This is a genomic window from Streptomyces sp. BHT-5-2 (genome assembly GCF_019774615.1).
Lineage (GTDB): Bacteria > Actinomycetota > Actinomycetes > Streptomycetales > Streptomycetaceae > Streptomyces.
In genome coordinates this window covers 4,536,766-4,553,938 of sequence record NZ_CP081496.1, presented here as the reverse complement: position 1 = coordinate 4,553,938, position 17,173 = coordinate 4,536,766, and the positions used below count along the sequence as shown (strand labels likewise).

Sequence of the window (17,173 nt, the reverse complement as noted above, 5' to 3'; positions counted from 1 at the left end):
CCTCAACTCCCTGTCTTCCGAAGGACCTTGGCGAGGCTTGGCGCCTCCCGGTCCCGTTGGGACATCGATGCGGGCGGCAGCGGCCAGGGGATGGCGAGCTCCGGGTCGTCGAAGGCGATGGTCACGTCCTCCGCCGGGTCGTGCGGGCGGTCGATCCGGTACGAGGTGTCGGCGGTCTCGGTCAGCGCCTGGAAGCCGTGCGCGCACCCCGCCGGGATGTACACGGTCGCCTGCGTCTCGCCGGACAGCTCGAAGAAGGCCCGGCCCAGGTACGTCGGCGAGTCGGGCCGCAGGTCCACGACGACGTCGAAGATCCTCCCGTACGAGCAGCGCACCAGCTTCGCCTCGCCGGCGCCGGAGCGCAGGTGCAGGCCGCGCAGCACTCCCCGTACCGAGCGGGACACGCTGTCCTGGACGAAGGCGTCCGGGTCGAGGCCCGCCGAGCGGACCGCGTCGGCGTCGAAGGTGCGGCAGAAGAAGCCGCGTTCGTCGGCGTACGGCGTCGGCTCGAACAGGAACGCTCCGGCGACGGCCGGGACTTCGCTTACCTTCATGAAGCCTTCCTCGGGGCGTGGAACAGGGTTGCGGTCAAGTCCTCGAACTGGTCCCGGAGTTGTCGTGCGGCGACCCGGTTGCGCTCGGCCAGGGTCTTCCTCAGCTCCGCCGAGTGCTTCTCCAGCTCGCGGAACCGGTCGAGGAGACGGTCGGCGTCGACGTCGCGGGCCGGATGGCAGTACGCGCCCAGACCCATCCGGTCCATCAGCGCGTCGCTCTTGGCCGCATAACTGAGGGCGAGCGTCGGGGTGCCGACCTTCAGGGCGCAGACCAGATTGTGGTAGCGCGTCGCCACCACGAGGTCGGCGGCCGCCGTCTCCGTCATCAGGTCGGCCAGGGAGGCCGCCTCGGCGGCGGTGACCAGCGGCGAGCCCACCGCGTCGAGGATCGCGGCGACCACCGGCGCATCGCACGCGTCACCGGTGAGCAGCCGGACCGGCCTGCCGTCCTCGACCAGCCTGCGGACGAACCGAGTTGTGCCGTCGAGATAGCGCCGGTGGATGTCGTCGGCCCGGGCGCGGTCGTCGTCGCTGCCGTGGAAGTCCATGACGCCGACGCAGACCACCCCCGACGGGGCGCCCGCAGGAGGTGTCGGCAGAGCGAACGCGAGGTCCGGGTACACCGCGTCGCGTGCGGTGTCCACGCCCATCTGCCGTAAGGCGTCGCGGGATCGGGTGTCCCGGTACGAGCGGTAGGTGGCGAGCCGCGCCGACCAGCGCACCAGGGCCCGGGTCGACCGGTTCCCGATCGGGGCCGCGCCGACGCCGACCAGGCCGACCCGGGTGCGCAGCAGTCGGCCGGAGGCGCAGAGCAGGAACAGCGCGTACGGGAAGCCCCACGGCCGCAGCGGCAGCGTGGCCTCCAGGACCCCCATGCCCGGCACGATCACCACGTCGTGCCGCCGCACCCAGGCGGCGGTGCGGACGGCGTCGACGAGTTTGCCGAGCCCCTTCCCCGCGATGGCGCCGGCACGCGACGCGGTCCGGTACTCGCCCCGGTACCAGTGCAGCCGCGTCGCGGGAATCCGGTACCGGGCCGTCACCACCTCCGGCCCACCGCACAACGCGTCCACGACCGCCTTCGGATGCTCGGCGCGGAGGTACCCCAGGACGGCCTCCAGTGACCCGTCGTTGCCTAGGTTCCCCGAGCCGAGGAGCCCGAACACCCCTACTCGTAGACGGGTGTTCACGCCCGCCGCCCTTCACGCCCGGCGACGAGGTCGTCGACGGAGACGGTGAGCTCGGCCGGGTCGACCGGGGCGCGGTCCTCGACCCGTTCGCCCGTACCGGGGCGGACTCGGCTGGTCGCCCAGGCGGCCAGGTGCCCGAAGCAGGCGCGCCGGTCGGCCGCGGACAACGGCGCCCGCCGGATCGCCGAGACGAAGCCCGCGACGTACTCGGCGAGCAGCCGGGGCGTCGGGTGCAGCAGGCCCGCCCGGCGCGGGTCGAGGTTGATGCAGCGGGAGCGCTTGGCGGGGTTCGCGCGTTCGGCCCGGGTCGGATGGTCGCGGCGGAAGTACAGCAGCTCGGGCACCTGGTGGAAGGGTCCGTGCAGGACGATCTCCGCGACGAACGTGCGGTCCGCGTGGTGGTAGCTGTCGTGCGGCTTGACCCGGCGCAGCATGTCGGCGCGCATCACCCCGTAGAAGTCGTCGCCACCGGGCTCGAACAGGAAGCTGCGGAACCGCTCGGGCGCGCGCGGCGAGTCGGTGGCGATCCCGTACTCGTACGGGACCTTCACCCGCCCTTCCTCGTCGATGACGGCCTGGCCGGAGTGCGCGAGGACGATGTCGGGGCGCTCGTCCAGCGCCTCGACGCAGCGCCGCAACAGGTCCCTGGCGTAGAGGTCGTCGTGCGAGGCCCACTTGAAGAGTTCGCCCCGGCACTGGGTGAACACGTAGTTGTGGTTCGGCGCGGCGCCGATGTTCCGGGTCAGCCGGACGTAGCGGATGCGGGAGTCCTGCGCGGCGTACTTGCGGCAGATGTCCTGGGTTCCGTCTGTCGACGCGTTGTCGGTGACGACCAGCTCGAAGTCCTCGTAGGTCTGGCCGAGCAGGGCGTCGAACGACTCGGCGAGATACTCCTCGCCGTTGTACACGGGCAGGCCGATGCTCAGCCGGGGGCGGGCGGTCATGGTGTCCTCACTTCGCAGATTCGTTCCGATGGCGCTCGTGCAGGGCGGTCCGCAGTTGCAGCCACCACACGGCCGAGCCGCAGAGCGTCGCGGTGGCGACGCCCCAGGCCGAGCCGATCGTGCCGCCGACGGCCGCGCCGCCCAGACCGCCGATGACGTAGCAGGTGGAGGCGAACAGTTGGCAGCGCAGGCTGCGCCGGGCCGCGGCGAGCGCGCGCAGCCCGGCCGCCGCGCCGGTGCCGAGGCCCGCGCCCGCGACGCCGAGCGTGACCGGCACGATGAGCCGCGAGGCGGCCTGCCAGACGTCGCCGAGCACGAACGCGCCGAGGTGGTCGGGCACCAGGAGCAGGGCCGCACCCCAGAGCAGCGCGGCGACGGCCTGCGCGACGCCCAGCAGGAGGCAGAACGCGCCGAGGCGGTGCGGGGCCCGCCGCAGCACCCGGGCCGCCTCCGCGACGGTGACCAGGGAGAGCCCCATCAGGATCGCGAGGAACGGGCCGAGCAGGAGCTCGGCACCCCTGATCACGCCCACCGCGCTGACCCCGACGATCACGCCGAGCCCGTAGGCCCGCAGCTGGCTGGCACCGCTGACGCCGACGTTCTCGACCAGGTACCGGTAGCCGAGGTCGCGGTGTTGGTGCAGCCACCCGCGCGCTCCGGACGGCCGCGGCCGGATGCCGGACTGGAAGCAGCCGTACACCGCGGCCACCGCCGCCGACCCGCCCCAGGCGAGGATGAATGCGGCCACCCCGCCCGCGTGGGCCGCGAGCACCAGGGCCGGGACCAGCGCGACGCCCCACACCACGTCGTTGGCGAACGCCTTGCGTCCGGTGCCCGCGGCGAAGAACGCGTACCGCCAGGCGTCCTGGAGGAGCAGCCCCGGCAGCATGGCACCGAGGCAGGCGAACGCGATCCCCACCTGACCGCCGAGGGCGAGGCCGACCGCCAGGCACACCGCGCCGATGGCGCCGCCGACGCCGAGCGCGGTGCCCGACGACCGGGCCACCGCCCCGCGCCAGGACTCCTCGGACACCCCGCTGAAGCGCACCACCAGCGGATCGGTGGCCAGACCCCGGGAGACGCTGAGCACCACGCCGTACGTCACCCAGGCCAGGCTGAACACACCGAAGGCGGCGAGTCCCAGCGAGCGCGCCACGTACATGCCGACCACGAAATTGGACGCGCTGGAGGCCGCCTGGTCGGCGAGGCCCCAGGACAGCCGGCCCGCCACGGCCCGCCGGACGGACCGGGCCGGTGGCTCCGTCGTCTGCGGCATCTCCCCCTCGATGGTCATCCGCGTCACGCCTTGATCAGCCCGGCGCCGCGCAGGGCGTCGGCCGCGTCGGCGACGGCGCCGAACGGCAGCACGGCCCGCTCGGCGACGTCGAGGAGACTGTGCTCACCGTCGGAGAGATTGAGCACCCAGAGCATGGCCAGCTGCGCCTGCTTGGTGTCGCTGCGCCCGCCGAGCGCGTCGTACAACCCACGCCGCCCCAACTGCGGTTCACCGTGCGGGCTTTGGTTGAGGTAGTGGCGGTTGCGGTCGAGGATGCCGAACGCCTCGCGGCAGACTGCGAGGGTGTCCGCCATCGCCTCCGGCGAGACGAAGTCCGGGTTGTCCGCCGAGGTGTGGTACTCGGGGTACGCGGCGTATGGGGTCCGGCTGAGCGAGCCCACGCCGAGGTCGAACCCGGGGGAACAGTACTGCCGCTCGTCGTAGCCGTACGGAGTGAACTCGGTTATCTGGTGCGGGCGTTCGGAGGCGGCCAGCACATGCCGCAGCACCCGGTCGATCTCCGCGTCGCCGCGCCTGCTCTGCTTGTACGTCAGCTGGCCCCGGTCGCCGGCGCAGGCCAGCACCAGCCCGTGCTTGACCTGGTCGATCCGCTCCGCGTTGCGGGCCAGCCAGGTGACCGCCCCGATGGTGCCGGGCGCGTAGATGAACCGGTAGGTGTAGTAAGGCGTCCGCTCGGCGAGCGCCCGGGCCAGGAACGTCGCCACCGCGACGCCGGACAGGTTGTCGTTGGCCAGCGACGGGTGGCAGACGTGGCAGGAGACGATCACCTCGTCGGACACCTGACCGGGGACCACGTGCTCGGCGTAGGTGAGGTGGCCGTCCGCGAGGGTGGAGTCGATGCGAACCTCGTACTCGCCGTCCGGCAGCGCGTCCAGGGTCTTCTGGGCCAGGCAGAACCCCCATTCCGGCCGGTAGTAGCTGGTGCGGTAGGGCACCCAGTCCGGGTGCTCCGGCAGGGTGTGCAGGTGCGCGCGCAGCTCGGCCAGCGGCATGGTCGCCGACACCGGCACGCTGTAACCGAGCACATGCAGGCTGGACTCGGCGAAGTCGACGACCCGCTTGCCGGCGGCGTCGGCGATGTACGCGTCCCGGATGTTCCACTCCTGCGGCACCGTCCAGTCGAGCACCTGCGTCCCGGTCGGCACCTCGTGCACCTGTAGCGGGACGTACTCTCCGACGATCTCCAGGGTGGCGCGCACACCGTCGCCGGTGATGCTCCGGCACAGCGGGTACAGCCGCTGCACCAGTGCGTGCATCTCCTCGCCGGGCCCGGTCATCGGCGCCACCGGAGGGTGTCGTCGACGGCCCCGGCGTCGGACGCCGCGCGCAGCACGGCGAGGCGGGTGAAGCGCTGCTCGAAGTCCTCGCGGGTCAGACCGAACTTCCGGTAGGTATCGGCGAGTTCGAGCGCGCCCCGCTTCACCGTCCACGCGCAGTCGAAGCCGGGGACCGCGGCGCGGAAGGCGGAGAAGTCCACCCGGTACGAGCGCGGATCGGCACCGTTCTCCCCGGTGATCCGCACCTTCGCGCCGGACACCGCCTCGGCGACCTGCTCGGCGATCTCGGCTACCGTGACGTTGTTGGTCTCGCTGCCGATGTTGAACGCCCGGTCGTGGACGCCCTTCTGAGGAGCCGTCAGTGCAGCGGAGAAGGCCCGCGCGATGTCGGCGGCGTGCACCAGCGGGCGCCAGGGAGTGCCGTCGGAGAGCACCAGCACCTCGCCGGACAGCAGCGCGTGGCCCACCAGGTTGTTCAGCACGATGTCGGCACGCAGCCGGGGCGAGTGGCCGAAGGCGGTGGCGTTGCGCATGAACACCGGGGTGAAGTCGCCGTCGGCGAGTGCGTGCAGGTCGTCCTCCACCCGCACCTTGGACTCGGCGTACGGGGTGACCGGGCGCAGCGGGGCGTCCTCGGCCACCAGCTCGTCGCCGCCCGCGGCGCCGTAGACCGAGCAGGTCGAGGCGTACAGGAAGCGGCGCACTCCGGCGTCGCGGGCCAGCCGGGCAAGGCGGACGGACGCGTGGTGGTTGATGTCGTAGGTGAGCTCCGGCGCGAGCGATCCCAGCGGGTCGTTGGAGAGCGCGGCCAGGTGGATCACGGCGTCCACCCCGGCCAGGTGTTCGGCCGTGACGTCCCGCAGGTCCACCCGGTGCCCCGGCGGATCCGCGGGCGTCGGGCCGAGGACGCAGTCGGCGAACAGGCCGGCGTCGAGGCCGACGACTTCGTGTCCGGCGGCCGTGAGGACCGGGGCCATCACGGTGCCCAGGTAGCCCTGGTGTCCGGTCAGTAGTACGCGCAAGGTTCATTCTCCCAGGTCGAAAGTGCCCAGAGCGAGCGTGAGTTTGGTGACGGCGAACGCCTCGGCGTAGCGCTCGTGACATTCGATGCCGCGGATCCGGGCCAGGCCGAGGAAGGCTTCCCGGTCGTACCAGGGCCGGTGCCGCTGCGAGGGGTAGTGCTCCTGGAGCAGCCGCACCTTCTGTTCGGCGATCTCCGGCGACAGCGGCTGGTACGCCGACGGACGGCCGAGGTCGCCGTCCCACTTGACGATCTCGTAGCCGAGCACCAGGTGATCGCGGAACGCGGTGGGTATCAGCTGCGCCAGGCCGCGGTGGTCCTGGTGCGCGTCGTCGGTGCGCGGGGCCAGGATCAGGTCCGGCTCGGTCTGCCCGCGCAGTTCCTCGACCGCGGCCTTGGCCTCGTCCCAGTGCACGGGCATCCGGCCGTCCGGCAACTTGAGTACGGTCAGGCGCAGTTCGGCGCCCGGGCAGAAGGCGGCGAGCGCGGCCTGCTCCTCCTGCTCCCGCTCGCTGCCGCCGCCCGAGAGCACCAGCGCGTCGACGCGGATGCCCGGCCGCGCCAGGCACAGCGTCAGCAGGGTGCCGCCGGCGCCGATCGCGATGTCGTCGCAGTGCGCGCCCACCGCGACGATCCGGTCCAGGCGGCGCCCGGCCCCGAGCCGGATCATGCGCTCACCCCGGCGTGGTCCCGCTCCCACACGGCCCAGGGGCGGTCGCCCCGGGCGTAGGCGGCGTCGAGCGCGGCGCGCTCCTTCACGGTGTCGGTCGGCTTCCAGAAGCCGCGGTGCTGGTGCGCCACCAGCCGTCCCCGTTTGGCGAGTTGGGCACATCCGTCGGCGACCAGGTCGCCGTTCTCCGGGATGTGCTCGAAGACCTCCTGGCGGAGCACGAAGTAGCCGCCGTTCTCCCACAGCGGCAGTTCGCTGACCGCCGTGATCCCGCCGACGAGGCCGTCCTCGCCCAACTCCACGCAGTGGAAGGAGGATTGGGGCGGCACGACCATCATCGACGCGCCCGCGTCACGCCGGGCGAACCGGTCGATCATCTCGGGCAGCGGTGCGTCGGTGAGCACGTCGGCGTAGTTGGCGAGGAACATCTCGTCGCCGTCCAGATGGTGGCGCACCCGGCGCAGCCGCTCCCCGATCGGCGACTCCACGCCGGTCTGCACGAACGTGATCGTCCAGTCGGATATATCGGTGGAGAGGAGTTCGGTGCACCCGCCCCGCAGGACGAAGTCGTTGGACGTCGTCTCCTCGTAGTTGAGGAAGAAGTCCTTGATGTGGTGGGCGCCGTACCCCAGGCACAGGATGAACTCGGTGTGCCCGAAGTGCGCGTAGTAGCGCATGACATGCCAGATCAGCGGTCTCGGGCCGACCATCGCCATCGGCTTGGGCACGTCGTCGGCGGCGCCGCTGCGCATCCGCATTCCGTAGCCGCCGCAGAACAGAACGACCTTCATGCTGCAACCTCTTTCATGACGCGACCTCGACAATGCTCAGTTCCGGGATGGGGAAGACCAGCCGGCCGCCCCACTCGTGCACGTAGGACAGCTGCTCGACCAGCTCGGCCCGCAGGTTCCACGGGAGGACGAGGACGTAGTCCGGCTTGTCGGCGGCGATCTGCTCGGGCGGCAGGATCGGAATGCGGGTGCCCGGGGTGAACCTGCCGTGCTTGTAGGGGTTCCGGTCGACCGTGTACGCGAGCAGGTCGGGCCGGATGCCGCAGTGGTTGAGCAGGGTGTTGCCCTTGCCCGGGGCGCCGTAGCCGACGACCGTCTCGCCGCGCTCCGCCGCCTCGACGAGGAACCTCAGGAGGTCCCGGCGCACCTTGGCCACGCGGGCGGCGAACTCCGCGTATCCGGACAGTTCCTGGAGTCCCGCGGCCTTCTCGCGGGCCAGCACATCAGCCACCCGCTGCGAAGGCTCACCCGCCACCACGGTGGGCCGGGCCCACAGCCGGATGGAACCGCCGTGCGTCGGCAGCAACTCGACGTCCACGAGCGCGAGTCCGCCGCTCGCCAGGGCCCGGATCGCGGACGCGACCGTGTAGTACTGGAAGTGCTCGTGGTAGATCGTGTCGTACTGGTTCTGCTCGATCAGGGTCAGCAGGTGCTGCACCTCGATGGAGACCCAGCCGTCGTCGGCGACCAGGGTGCGCAGCCCCTGGGTGAATCCGACGACGTCGGGGATGTGCGCGTACACGTTGTTGGCGACGACCAGGTCCGCCGGGCCGTGCTCGGCGCGGACGGCCGCGCCGACGTCCGGGGACAGGAACTCCGTGAGCGTGGGCACCCCCGCGTCCCGCGCCGCGGCGCCGACGTTCACCGACGGCTCGATGCCCAGGCAGCGGATCCCCCGGTCCACCACGTGCTTCAGCAAGTACCCGTCGTTGCTGGCGACTTCGACCACGAAGGCGTCCGTACGGAGGCCCGCCCGCTCCACCGCGTCGGCGACGAACGTGCGCGCGTGCTCCACCCAGGACGTCGAGAAGGAGGAGAAGTACGCGTACTCGCTGAACGTCTCCTCCGGCGTGATCAGCGGCGGGATCTGCGCCAGCCAGCAGTCGGTGCAGACCCGCAGGTGCAGCGGGAACGCCGGTTCGGGCCGGTCCAGTTGGTCCGCGGCGAGAAAGCTCTCGCACGGCGGCGTCGCCCCGAGATCGACGACGCTCGCCGTCGCTTCCGAGCCGCAGAGTCGGCATCGTGTCATCTGCTTCCCCCCATTGATTCCGTCCGACCCGCGATCGCGGTCCGGTACTCCTCTTCCAGGCGCGCGAGCCCGACGGCCGGGCTGAAACCGCGCTCGTAACGGCGCCGGGCCGCCTGGCCCATCTCCCGGTTGCGGGCCGGCTCGGCCGCGATCCGGCGTATGCAGGACGCGAGCGAGGCGGGCTCGCCCGGCCGGTGCAGCAGCCCGGTCACCCCGTCCTCGACGAGTTCGACGAAGGCGCCGTGACCGGCGGCGACGGTCGGCACCCCGGCCGCCATCGCCTCCACGACCACCAGGCCGAACGCCTCCAGCCACGTCGAGGGGGCCACCACGGCGACCGACCGCGCGATGGCCTGCCGGCACTGGGCCGTGTCGTACAGGCCGACGTACCGCACATCGGTCCGGTCCGCCGCCCAGGCGGTCACCTCCCGCTCCAGAGGCCCCGTGCCGGCGATCACGAGCGGCACGCCCAGACCGCCGCCCGCCGCGATCTCGTCCCACGCGGCCATGAGCAGCCGTACGCCCTTGGCCTCCGCGAGCCGACCGAGATAGAGCACCTGCTCGCCGGCGCCCGACCGGCGGGCGCCCGGCTCCGGCACGAAGTTGTGTTTCACCGCCAGCCGCTCGGCCGGCATGCCGGCCCGCACCAGGACGTCGCGCTGCGCCGCGGAGATGCAGAGGAACCGCGTAACGCCCGACCACCACCGTCGCCGGTTGACCGACAGACTGACCGCGAGCGGCACCGTCGCGAGCCGTGAGTTCCGGTAGCAGCCGTGCCGTACGGCGGGCAGCGGTGCCTTGGTGCCGACGCACTCGGTGCACGGCCGGCCGTCCCGTTGCAGCGTGCCGGGCGGGCAGACCTGGGTGTAGTTGTGCAGCGTGGCGACGGCGGGCACCCCGGCGTCGGCGCAGGCGGCCAGTACCGCGGGGGACAGGAGCGGGAAGACGTTGTGGACGTGCACCACGTCCGGCCGTTCGGCGCGGAGCCGGGCGGCGAGTTCCGTGCGGACCGCCGGGTTCCACGGCACCAGCAGCGGCACCGCGGCCTTGCCCGGCAGGGACCGGGCGGCGATGTCGTCGCTGCATCGCTCGAACAGCTCGACGCGGTGGCCGGCCGCGCGCAGCAGCGCCGCCTCCTGGTCGACGACCTTGTTCTCCCCGCTCGGCTGCGCCGAGGCGTAGCGGTTGTGCACCACCAGGACGTGCATGTTCACGTCACCTCCGATCTCTGGGCCCAGCGCGGGACGCGTCGTCGCGGAACTCCGGGCGCCGGGACGGGCGTGGCCGCGGCGGGTGCCGCCAACAGCGAGGCGGCGACCGCCAGATGCAGCAGATAGGGCGAGGCGTCGCCGAGCCCGGCCTCGGTGTACGACGCGATCGCGCAGTAGCTGATCAGGAAGATCGCGCAGGCCCTCGACAGCGAAGGCGGCCGCAGCAGCGCGACACCGCCCAGCACGATGACGAGCGCCGCCACGAGGGCGACACCGATCAGCCCCTGCTCGTTGTAGACGGCCAGCCAGCTGTCGTCGATCGGCAGCCCGCCGAACGACTTGTCGCCCAGGCCCACGCCGAACAACTGCTCCGTGCCCGTCCGGGGCGCTGCCAGCAGGGCGTCCCAGACCTTGGCCCGGCCGGTGAGGCTGGAGAAGTTCTCCTGGCTCTGTCCGCGCAGGAACCACGCCTGCAGCGCGGAGTCGAGCGCCACCGTGGCCACCGTGGCGCACAGCACCGCCCAGGTGAAGAACCGGCGGGCGGCGGCGCTGGTCAGGAGGAGCGAGCCGATCGCCAACGCCAGCCCGATCACCAGGCCGAGCGTGGCCGTCCGGGTATGGGTCAGCGCGAGCAGGACGAGCGACGGCACGATGACGACCGCCGCACCGGCCCGGTCGGTCCGGCGGCCCAGTACGAGCAGCACGGTGAGCCCGGTGATCACCGCGGCGTACTGACCGATCTGCGGCGGGGTGAGCGGCCACAGCGCGCCGACCAGGCGCCCGCCGTAGAGGTCGGGCATGGCCGCCCCCGGTGAGACGACCAGGCCGGCGGCCACCGACCCGAGCACCGCGAAGTACATCCGGATGTGGTGCCGGACGAACGTCGGGCCGCCGTCCCACCAGCGGCTGAGCAGCCACAGCGTGCTGACGAAGAGCGCCAGCCGGGCGCAGCGGAACAGCGCGCCGAGCCCGGACTCCAGGAACGCACTGGAGATCACGCTCGACACCAGCAGCAGGGTGAGCAGGAGCAGGAAGGCGCTGGGCCGGATGCGCAGCCGGACGTTGAGCAGGAGCGCCAGTACGAACGCGGCGACCAGCGCGCCCATGGTGACCAACTGGATGAGGGAGCGGGGCAGCGGGATGACGGTCTTCGCCCCGGCGGAGCCGAGCGTGTTGAGGACCAGCAACCCCCAGACGATCCCGACGGTCTTCGGCGTGTCCCCGCCCATCTCAACCACCCGCCCGTGCGCGGAAGGTGCTGCCCGTGTCCTGCCGGTACGGCGGGCCCTGCCACTGTCCGAAGCCGAGCACCTGGCTGGGATCGTGGGCGACGAACCTCCATGGTCCGACGTAGGCGTTGTCGTGCCAGCGGTTGTGCTGCTCGCCGGTGATCGCCTCGGCCACCCCTTCGCCCTTGTACGGCGACCAGTCCGGGTAGGTGCCGTAGTTGGCCAGCACCGCCATGCGGTCGCACTTCGCCGTGCACCTGACGACGGACTCGTCCAGCACGAAGCGGTTGTCGTGGATGTCCACCCGCTGGGTCTTCCACCGGCAGTCGGCATAGAGCGGTGCGCGGTCGATCGCCGGCTGCGCGCAGCGGTCGGTGTCCCGTTGCAGCAGGGTGCAGTCACCGGACGAGGTGTTGGCGGGGCTGTTGCAGAACCGGTCGGCGTTTTCCCACAGGGTGATCCCGGACCAGTTGTTCTCCAGTACGTTCCGGTAGATCTCGATCCTGTCGGTGCGGGCTCGGATGCGTGGTTCGCCACCGGACTCGGACAGGTAGACGGTCGCGAACGGGAAGTCGTCGCCGCGCTCGGCCGCCCGGCGGCCCTCGACCCAGTTGTTCCGCCGGATGGTGTTGTTCCGGATGACCGCGTTGTAGCTGGTCTCGTAGATCAGGGCGGCGCCGTCGTTGGCCTCGATCACGTTGTTCTCGATGCGGAAGTCGTTGTTGTTGGTGTCCGCCCACAACCCCGTTCCGCGGTTGTCGTGCACCCAGTTGCCGCGTACGTCGGCGCCGTCGACGGCCCAGAACTTCGCGCCTCCGGTGCAGCCGCAGCCCGGCCGCCGCCGTTCCCAGTCACCGGTGTCGTTGCCCGCGATCTCGTTGCCCTCGACCACCAGGTCGCCGACCCGGCCGCCGGACCGGTACGCGTTCAGGCCGTACTGTCCGTTGCCGCGCAGGCAGTTGGCGCGGACCCGCTGGTGGGCACCGGCCATCAGCCCGGCCCCGGAGTTGTTCCGGATCGTCGTGTGCTCGATCACCCACCCGTCGGCGGAGTCGTGGTTGACCACGCCCTCGTTCTGCGGCGCCACGAAACCCCGCACGGTCAGGTAGCGGATGGCGACGCCGCGGGCGGTGCCGCCGAACGCGTACTGGTTCTTCTCCCGGCCGTCGAGCACCGCGCCCGGCGCACCGAGGTAGCGGTCCCCCTGCTTGGGGACGACCTGGGCGTAGCGATCCGGGTCGAGCAGGTGCTTGCCCGGGCGCAGCCAGAACGTGGTGTTCGGGGGGTTGTCCTTGGTCTTCGCCGCCAGGTCGCCGACCACCGCGGGGTCGACCGCCACCGCGTCCGCCGGCGCCTTCGCCGGCCCGGCCGGGGGCTTGGCGCACACCCGCGCCACGGACGCGGACGGCGCCCCGGACGTGGTCGGCGCGGCCGTCGGCTGCGCCCCGGTGCCCTGGGTGCTCGTACAGCCGGTCACGGCCAGCAGGGCCAGCGCCGCCGGTGCCGCCGCCAACGCCCAGTGCCGCCTCCTGATCCCCACGCGCCCCCCCTAGCCGCGAAACCTGAGCACGGTGGTGAACTCCCCCGACAGTGCGCTGCCGTCGGCGCCGTGCTGTCCGAGGAGGGCGGTGCCGACCAGCGTGGTGGCGGGTTCCTTGCGCCCGAAGCCGGCGGAGTACCAGCCCAGCGGCGGGTCCGTCTCACCGCGATGCGCCCGCCAGCTCAGCTGCCCGGGCAGGTCGAGCACCGCGGAGCGCTCCTCGCCGTCCCGGCTCCAGGTGAGCACCGCCCGGTTCCCCACCACGTCCGCGCTGATCGCCGGGCCGAGGTGGAACGCGAGGCGCACCTCGGCCCGCCGGTCGCCGCGAACCTCGTCGACCACCCGCAACTCCTGCCTCGCAGCCGTCAGTTCCACCCGGCGACGGTGTACGGAACGCTGGTAGCCGTCGTGCTCGGCACACCAGCGGGCCGTCCCCCCTTCGGAGGCGCCGGAGGTGTCCGCGACCAGGACGCGGCTGCGGGCCTGTCGGGTCCACAGGAACGGGCCGCCGGAGACGGACTGGTCACCGCCGTCCAACTGGAGGGTGTTGTGGCCGAGGGTCGACCGGAAGTACTGCCGCCACTCGGGTTGCCCGTGGTAGCAGAACGTCCCCGGGTCGGCGAGCACATCGACCCCGTCGTGCCGGACCTCCACCGACAGCGCGTCCGCGTGGGCATGTGCGGCGATGGACAGGAAGCCGTGCGGACCGCCGTCGCAGCGGCACCAGATCCCCGCCGGACCGCGCAGGATCGTCATGCCCGCGTCGGCGAAGTGGGCCGGCCGGCTCGCCGGGCGGGTCACGGACGGCACAGTGGGCTTGATGAGCGCGGCCAGCAGCGGGGTGCGCACATCGGTTCCGGTCACCGTCGGCCACCAGGCGAGCCGGCCGAACACGGCGTCCCCGGTGGCCAGCAGCGAGGCCCAGCGGTCGGTGCCCGCGCCGTCCACGACCAGACCGTGCCCGTCGTCCGCGTCCCCCTGGCGCGGCGGCCGCAACCGGCCGTCCACGACCGCCGCGAGCGCGTCGGTCATCCGCAGCAGTACCAGCCGGATCGAGGCGGGGACCGGCCTGCCGGCGGCATCCGCCTCGGCCACCGCGGCCAGGCCGAGCTCCAGCACGAGGCCGTGATACTCGGTCGCCAGTTCGCGGTTGAGGCCGGAGTGGAAGGTGTTGCCGCGCAGGTGCCGCTCCAACGACCGCAGCGCGCCCGCCCGCCAACGTGCCGAGGCGGGGAACCAGTCGAACGCGCAGGCCGCGGCCAACTGCCCGGCGGCCTCGGCGATGACGTGGTTGTTCGCCGAGGACCCCCGGCTGGGGAAGGCGGCCAGCCAGCGCTGGTGGTGCCAGATCTGGTTCAGCGCCACCGGATTGCCCTCGAACAGCCCGGCCGCGCCCGGCCAGCCGTCGAGCAGCCGGCGGATCCACACCCAGGACAGCAGCCGGATGCCCAGCTCGATGCCGCTGATCCAGTGCACGCCGCGCAGCGGCGGGTTGGCCGCCCACCACGACCGCAGGTGTTCGCCCACCCGCTCGGCGTACCGCTCGTCGCCGGTGATCGCGTAGGCGGCGGCCAGCACGGTGAGGTACTGGTGCCGGGACGGCTCCCAGATCTGCTTGATGTCCCCGACCGCGTCCTCGTTCCGGTACGGCACGTCGAAGGCGTAGCCCCCGGGAGCCCGGCGTCCGGTCTTCGGGTCGGACCACCAGTCCGGGTCGGCCAGGTCGTCGCGGACCACCCCGAAGTACTCGGCGTGCCCGTCCATCAGCCGGTCGGCCTCGGCGACGAGACGTTTCGCGGCGTCCGGAGGTACCGCGGCGATCGTCCCGGCGGGCAGTACCGCCGTGAACCGGGCGCCGGTCACCCTCGGGCAGTGCGGCCGCGCCGACCGCCACCGCCGCCTGCGCAGCGCGTCGGCCACCCGGCCGCCGACCTCCCGCGGCCCCATCCGGGACAGCCGCCGCAGGTACCAGCCCGCACTTCCCGAGCTCACCGTCATCGCGCCCTCGCCAACGTCACCGGCGCGCCGCCGGCCAGGCCGGCCTGCACGGCGAGGGTGGCCGCCGTGGTGGCGACCAGCGACTCCAGCGGCACCGGCATCGGTCCGCCGGTCCGCACGGCCTTGACGAACGCGGCCAGTTCGGCGGACTGGCCCTTGTCCCGGGCCTTGGGCAGCCGCGAACTGACCCACTTCCTGCGGCCGGCTGTGCCGTCGAAATACACCGAGGCCCGGACGAAGTCGTCGAGCCGCAGCACCTTGCCGTCCGCGACGAGGTCCAGGGTCTCCTTGGGGAACCCGGGCGCACCGGTGGTGACATAGCTGATGGTGGCGGTGGACCCGTCCGGGTAGCGGAGTACGACCTGGAGGTCCTCGTTGCCGGACGAGGCGACCGCGTACACCGAGACGGGGTCGGCGCCGAGCAGCCAGCTCGCGGTGTCGACGAAGTGTCCGCCCTCGCCCTCGAACCGCGAGCCCTCGGTGCCCTGTTGGAGGTACCAGCTGCCGTGCTGCAGCCGGCCCGCGTTGACCAGGTAGCGCAGGTGCGCCGGGCCGGTCCGAGCGCCGAACCGCTTCCTGGCCTCGGTCAGCAGCGGCGCGAACCTGCGGTTGAAGCCCACCTGTAGCCGGTCGTTCCCAGACTCCTCCACCGCCGCGAGCACGCCGGTCAGTTCGTCCTCGGTGAGTGCCAGGGGCTTCTCCACGAACACCGCCTTGCCGGCAAGGAGCGCCTTGCGGGTCAGTTCGGCGTGCGAGCTGTGCCGGGTGACCACGAACACCGCGTCGACGGCCTTGTCGCCGAGCACGGCGTCGAGGTCGGTGGTCGCCTCGGCGAAGCCGAACTTCCGCTGCGCGTTGGCCCCGGACAGCGCCGTCGTGGTGACGACGGTCGACAGCTCGACACCGTCGCGCTGTGCCAGGTGCGGCAGCAGCATCGACGTCGCGTAGTTCCCCGCGCCGACGAACGCGAGGCGCACCGGCGTCCTGGTGGCCCGGGCCGGACGTGGCTGCACGTCGACCGCGGGCACGGCGACCTCCGGGGCCGCGGCCGCAGTCTTCTCGGCCTCCTGTTCGGGGTACCGGAACAGCACGGCCACCGCCTTCAACCCGCCGTCCTTCAGGCGCCGGTAGGTTTCGACGGCGTCATCGAAGTCGGCGATGTGGGAGACCAGGGGCTCCACGTCGACCCTGCCGCGGGCGAGGAGGTCGAGGAAGCACGCCAGGTTGCGGCGCTCGGTCCAGCGCACATAGCCGATCGGGTAGTCCCGCCCCTCCAGCTCGTACTCCGGGTCGTAGCGCCCGGGGCCGTAGCTGCGGGAGAACCGGACGTCGAGTTCCTTCTCGTAGTACGCGTTCCACGGCAGGTCCAAGCGGCACTTGCCGATGTCGACGACCCGGCCGCGGTCCCGGCAGAGCCGGGCGGCCAGCTCGACGGGTTGGTTGCTGCCGCCGCCGGCGGCCAGGTACACCTGGTCCACGCCGTGACCGCCGGTGAGCTCGGCGACGGCGGCCGCCACGGCCGTGGACGCGGGGTCGCCGCAGGCCGCGGCGCCCAGGCGCTCGGCGAGCTCGCAGCGCACCGGATCGGGGTCGGCCCCGACGACCCGGACTCCCGAGGCGGCGAGGAGTTGCACCACCAGCTGCCCGATCAGCCCGAGGCCGATGACCAGCGCCACGTCGCCGAGCTGTGGCTCGCCGCGGCGGACGCCCTGCAACGCGATCGACCCGACGGTGCCGAAGGCCGCGTGCCGCGGCGCGAGGCCGTCCGGCACCCGGGCGCAGAGGTTCTTCGGCACCCAGTTCAGTTCGGCGTGCAGCGCGTGCTCGTTGCCGGCACAGGCCACCAGGTCGCCGACCTTCACCTCGTCGATCCCGGCGCCGACCTGCTCGACCACCCCGCACAACGAGTAGCCCAGCGGCGTGTAGGAGTCCAGCTTGCCCATCACCTTGCGGTAGGTGGCGGGCAGCCCGTTGGTGGCCACGCTCTGCATGACCTTGGCCACTTGGTCCGGCCGGGAGCGGGCCTTGCCCAGCATCGACATGCCGGCCTCGGACACCTTCATGAGCTCGGTGCCGGTGGATATCAGCGAGTAGGCGCTGCGGACCAGCACACCGCCCGGCTTGCAGCCCGGCACCGGCACGTCGAGCACCGCCAGTTCGCCGCTCTTGTAGTTCTGCACAACCTGTTTCACCCGAAGTCCC

At 72.3% G+C, this 17,173-nt stretch carries 13 protein-coding genes and 1 pseudogene; all 14 read right to left on the bottom strand.

Going from position 1 to position 17,173, the window contains the following annotated elements; translation table 11 throughout:
* Window positions 1–2: 2 nt before the first annotated feature.
* The 14 genes and pseudogenes from K2224_RS20160 to K2224_RS20095 all read right to left on the bottom strand — a co-directional run bounded on the left by K2224_RS20160 (window position 3) and on the right by K2224_RS20095 (window position 17,163).
* Window positions 3–554: a dTDP-4-dehydrorhamnose 3,5-epimerase family protein gene (locus K2224_RS20160; protein WP_221907900.1), complete on the bottom strand. Its 552-nt coding sequence runs from the start codon at window positions 552–554 to the stop codon at window positions 3–5.
* Window positions 551–1,744 (bottom strand): polysaccharide pyruvyl transferase family protein, encoded by a 1,194-nt coding sequence (locus K2224_RS20155; protein ID WP_221907899.1) that lies wholly within the window; start codon window positions 1,742–1,744, stop codon window positions 551–553. Before K2224_RS20155 ends, K2224_RS20160 begins: the two co-directional genes overlap by 4 nt.
* Window positions 1,741–2,688: a glycosyltransferase family 2 protein gene (locus K2224_RS20150; protein WP_221907898.1), complete on the bottom strand. Its 948-nt coding sequence runs from the start codon at window positions 2,686–2,688 to the stop codon at window positions 1,741–1,743. The genes K2224_RS20155 and K2224_RS20150 overlap by 4 nt, the downstream gene beginning before the upstream one ends.
* A pseudogene (locus K2224_RS20145) lies at window positions 2,685–3,982 on the bottom strand (hypothetical protein). The gene K2224_RS20150 and the pseudogene K2224_RS20145 overlap by 4 nt, the downstream one beginning before the upstream one ends.
* A gap of 5 nt (window positions 3,983–3,987) precedes the next feature.
* Window positions 3,988–5,262 (bottom strand): DUF4910 domain-containing protein, encoded by a 1,275-nt coding sequence (locus K2224_RS20140; RefSeq protein WP_221907896.1) that lies wholly within the window; start codon window positions 5,260–5,262, stop codon window positions 3,988–3,990.
* A complete protein-coding gene (locus tag K2224_RS20135; protein ID WP_221907895.1) occupies window positions 5,259–6,284 on the bottom strand; it encodes an NAD(P)-dependent oxidoreductase in 1,026 nt (341 codons plus the stop codon). The genes K2224_RS20140 and K2224_RS20135 overlap by 4 nt, the downstream gene beginning before the upstream one ends.
* 3 nt (window positions 6,285–6,287) lie before the next feature.
* The gene (locus K2224_RS20130; RefSeq protein WP_221907894.1) at window positions 6,288–6,953 is read right to left on the bottom strand and encodes a PIG-L deacetylase family protein; all 666 of its coding nucleotides are present in this window, start codon (window positions 6,951–6,953) and stop codon (window positions 6,288–6,290) included.
* Window positions 6,950–7,744 carry a glucose-1-phosphate cytidylyltransferase gene (locus tag K2224_RS20125; protein ID WP_221907893.1) on the bottom strand — a complete coding sequence of 265 codons (795 nt, stop codon included), beginning with the start codon at window positions 7,742–7,744 and terminating at the stop codon, window positions 6,950–6,952. Before K2224_RS20125 ends, K2224_RS20130 begins: the two co-directional genes overlap by 4 nt.
* A 13-nt stretch (window positions 7,745–7,757) precedes the next feature.
* Window positions 7,758–8,993, bottom strand: a complete 1,236-nt coding sequence (locus K2224_RS20120) for a class I SAM-dependent methyltransferase (RefSeq protein ID WP_221907892.1) — start codon at window positions 8,991–8,993, stop codon at window positions 7,758–7,760.
* Window positions 8,990–10,201: a glycosyltransferase gene (locus tag K2224_RS20115; RefSeq protein ID WP_221909832.1), complete on the bottom strand. Its 1,212-nt coding sequence runs from the start codon at window positions 10,199–10,201 to the stop codon at window positions 8,990–8,992. The genes K2224_RS20120 and K2224_RS20115 overlap by 4 nt, the downstream gene beginning before the upstream one ends.
* Before the next feature lie 2 nt (window positions 10,202–10,203).
* On the bottom strand, window positions 10,204–11,433 hold the full coding sequence (locus tag K2224_RS20110) for an O-antigen ligase domain-containing protein (protein WP_221907891.1): 1,230 nt from the start codon (window positions 11,431–11,433) through the stop codon (window positions 10,204–10,206).
* 1 nt (window position 11,434) lies between these two features.
* The gene (locus K2224_RS20105; protein ID WP_221907890.1) at window positions 11,435–12,973 is read right to left on the bottom strand and encodes a right-handed parallel beta-helix repeat-containing protein; all 1,539 of its coding nucleotides are present in this window, start codon (window positions 12,971–12,973) and stop codon (window positions 11,435–11,437) included.
* A 9-nt stretch (window positions 12,974–12,982) separates the two neighbouring features.
* A complete protein-coding gene (locus K2224_RS20100) occupies window positions 12,983–14,971 on the bottom strand; it encodes an alginate lyase family protein (protein WP_221907889.1) in 1,989 nt (662 codons plus the stop codon).
* A complete protein-coding gene (locus K2224_RS20095) occupies window positions 14,968–17,163 on the bottom strand; it encodes a bi-domain-containing oxidoreductase (RefSeq protein ID WP_221907888.1) in 2,196 nt (731 codons plus the stop codon). The genes K2224_RS20100 and K2224_RS20095 overlap by 4 nt, the downstream gene beginning before the upstream one ends.
* Window positions 17,164–17,173 lie beyond the last annotated feature (10 nt).

Excerpts from the sequence above, each read along its gene's own strand:
- K2224_RS20140 (WP_221907896.1), bottom strand. The coding sequence starts at position 5,262 with ATGACCGGGCCCGGCGAGGAGATGCACGCACTGGTGCAGCGGCTGTAC.
- K2224_RS20120 (WP_221907892.1), bottom strand. The coding sequence starts at position 8,993 with ATGACACGATGCCGACTCTGCGGCTCGGAAGCGACGGCGAGCGTCGTC.
- K2224_RS20100 (WP_221907889.1), bottom strand. The coding sequence starts at position 14,971 with ATGACGGTGAGCTCGGGAAGTGCGGGCTGGTACCTGCGGCGGCTGTCC.
- K2224_RS20110 (WP_221907891.1), bottom strand. The coding sequence starts at position 11,433 with ATGGGCGGGGACACGCCGAAGACCGTCGGGATCGTCTGGGGGTTGCTG.
- K2224_RS20115 (WP_221909832.1), bottom strand. The coding sequence starts at position 10,201 with ATGCACGTCCTGGTGGTGCACAACCGCTACGCCTCGGCGCAGCCGAGC.
- K2224_RS20130 (WP_221907894.1), bottom strand. The coding sequence starts at position 6,953 with ATGATCCGGCTCGGGGCCGGGCGCCGCCTGGACCGGATCGTCGCGGTG.
- K2224_RS20125 (WP_221907893.1), bottom strand. The coding sequence starts at position 7,744 with ATGAAGGTCGTTCTGTTCTGCGGCGGCTACGGAATGCGGATGCGCAGC.
- K2224_RS20160 (WP_221907900.1), bottom strand. The coding sequence starts at position 554 with ATGAAGGTAAGCGAAGTCCCGGCCGTCGCCGGAGCGTTCCTGTTCGAG.
- K2224_RS20150 (WP_221907898.1), bottom strand. The coding sequence starts at position 2,688 with ATGACCGCCCGCCCCCGGCTGAGCATCGGCCTGCCCGTGTACAACGGC.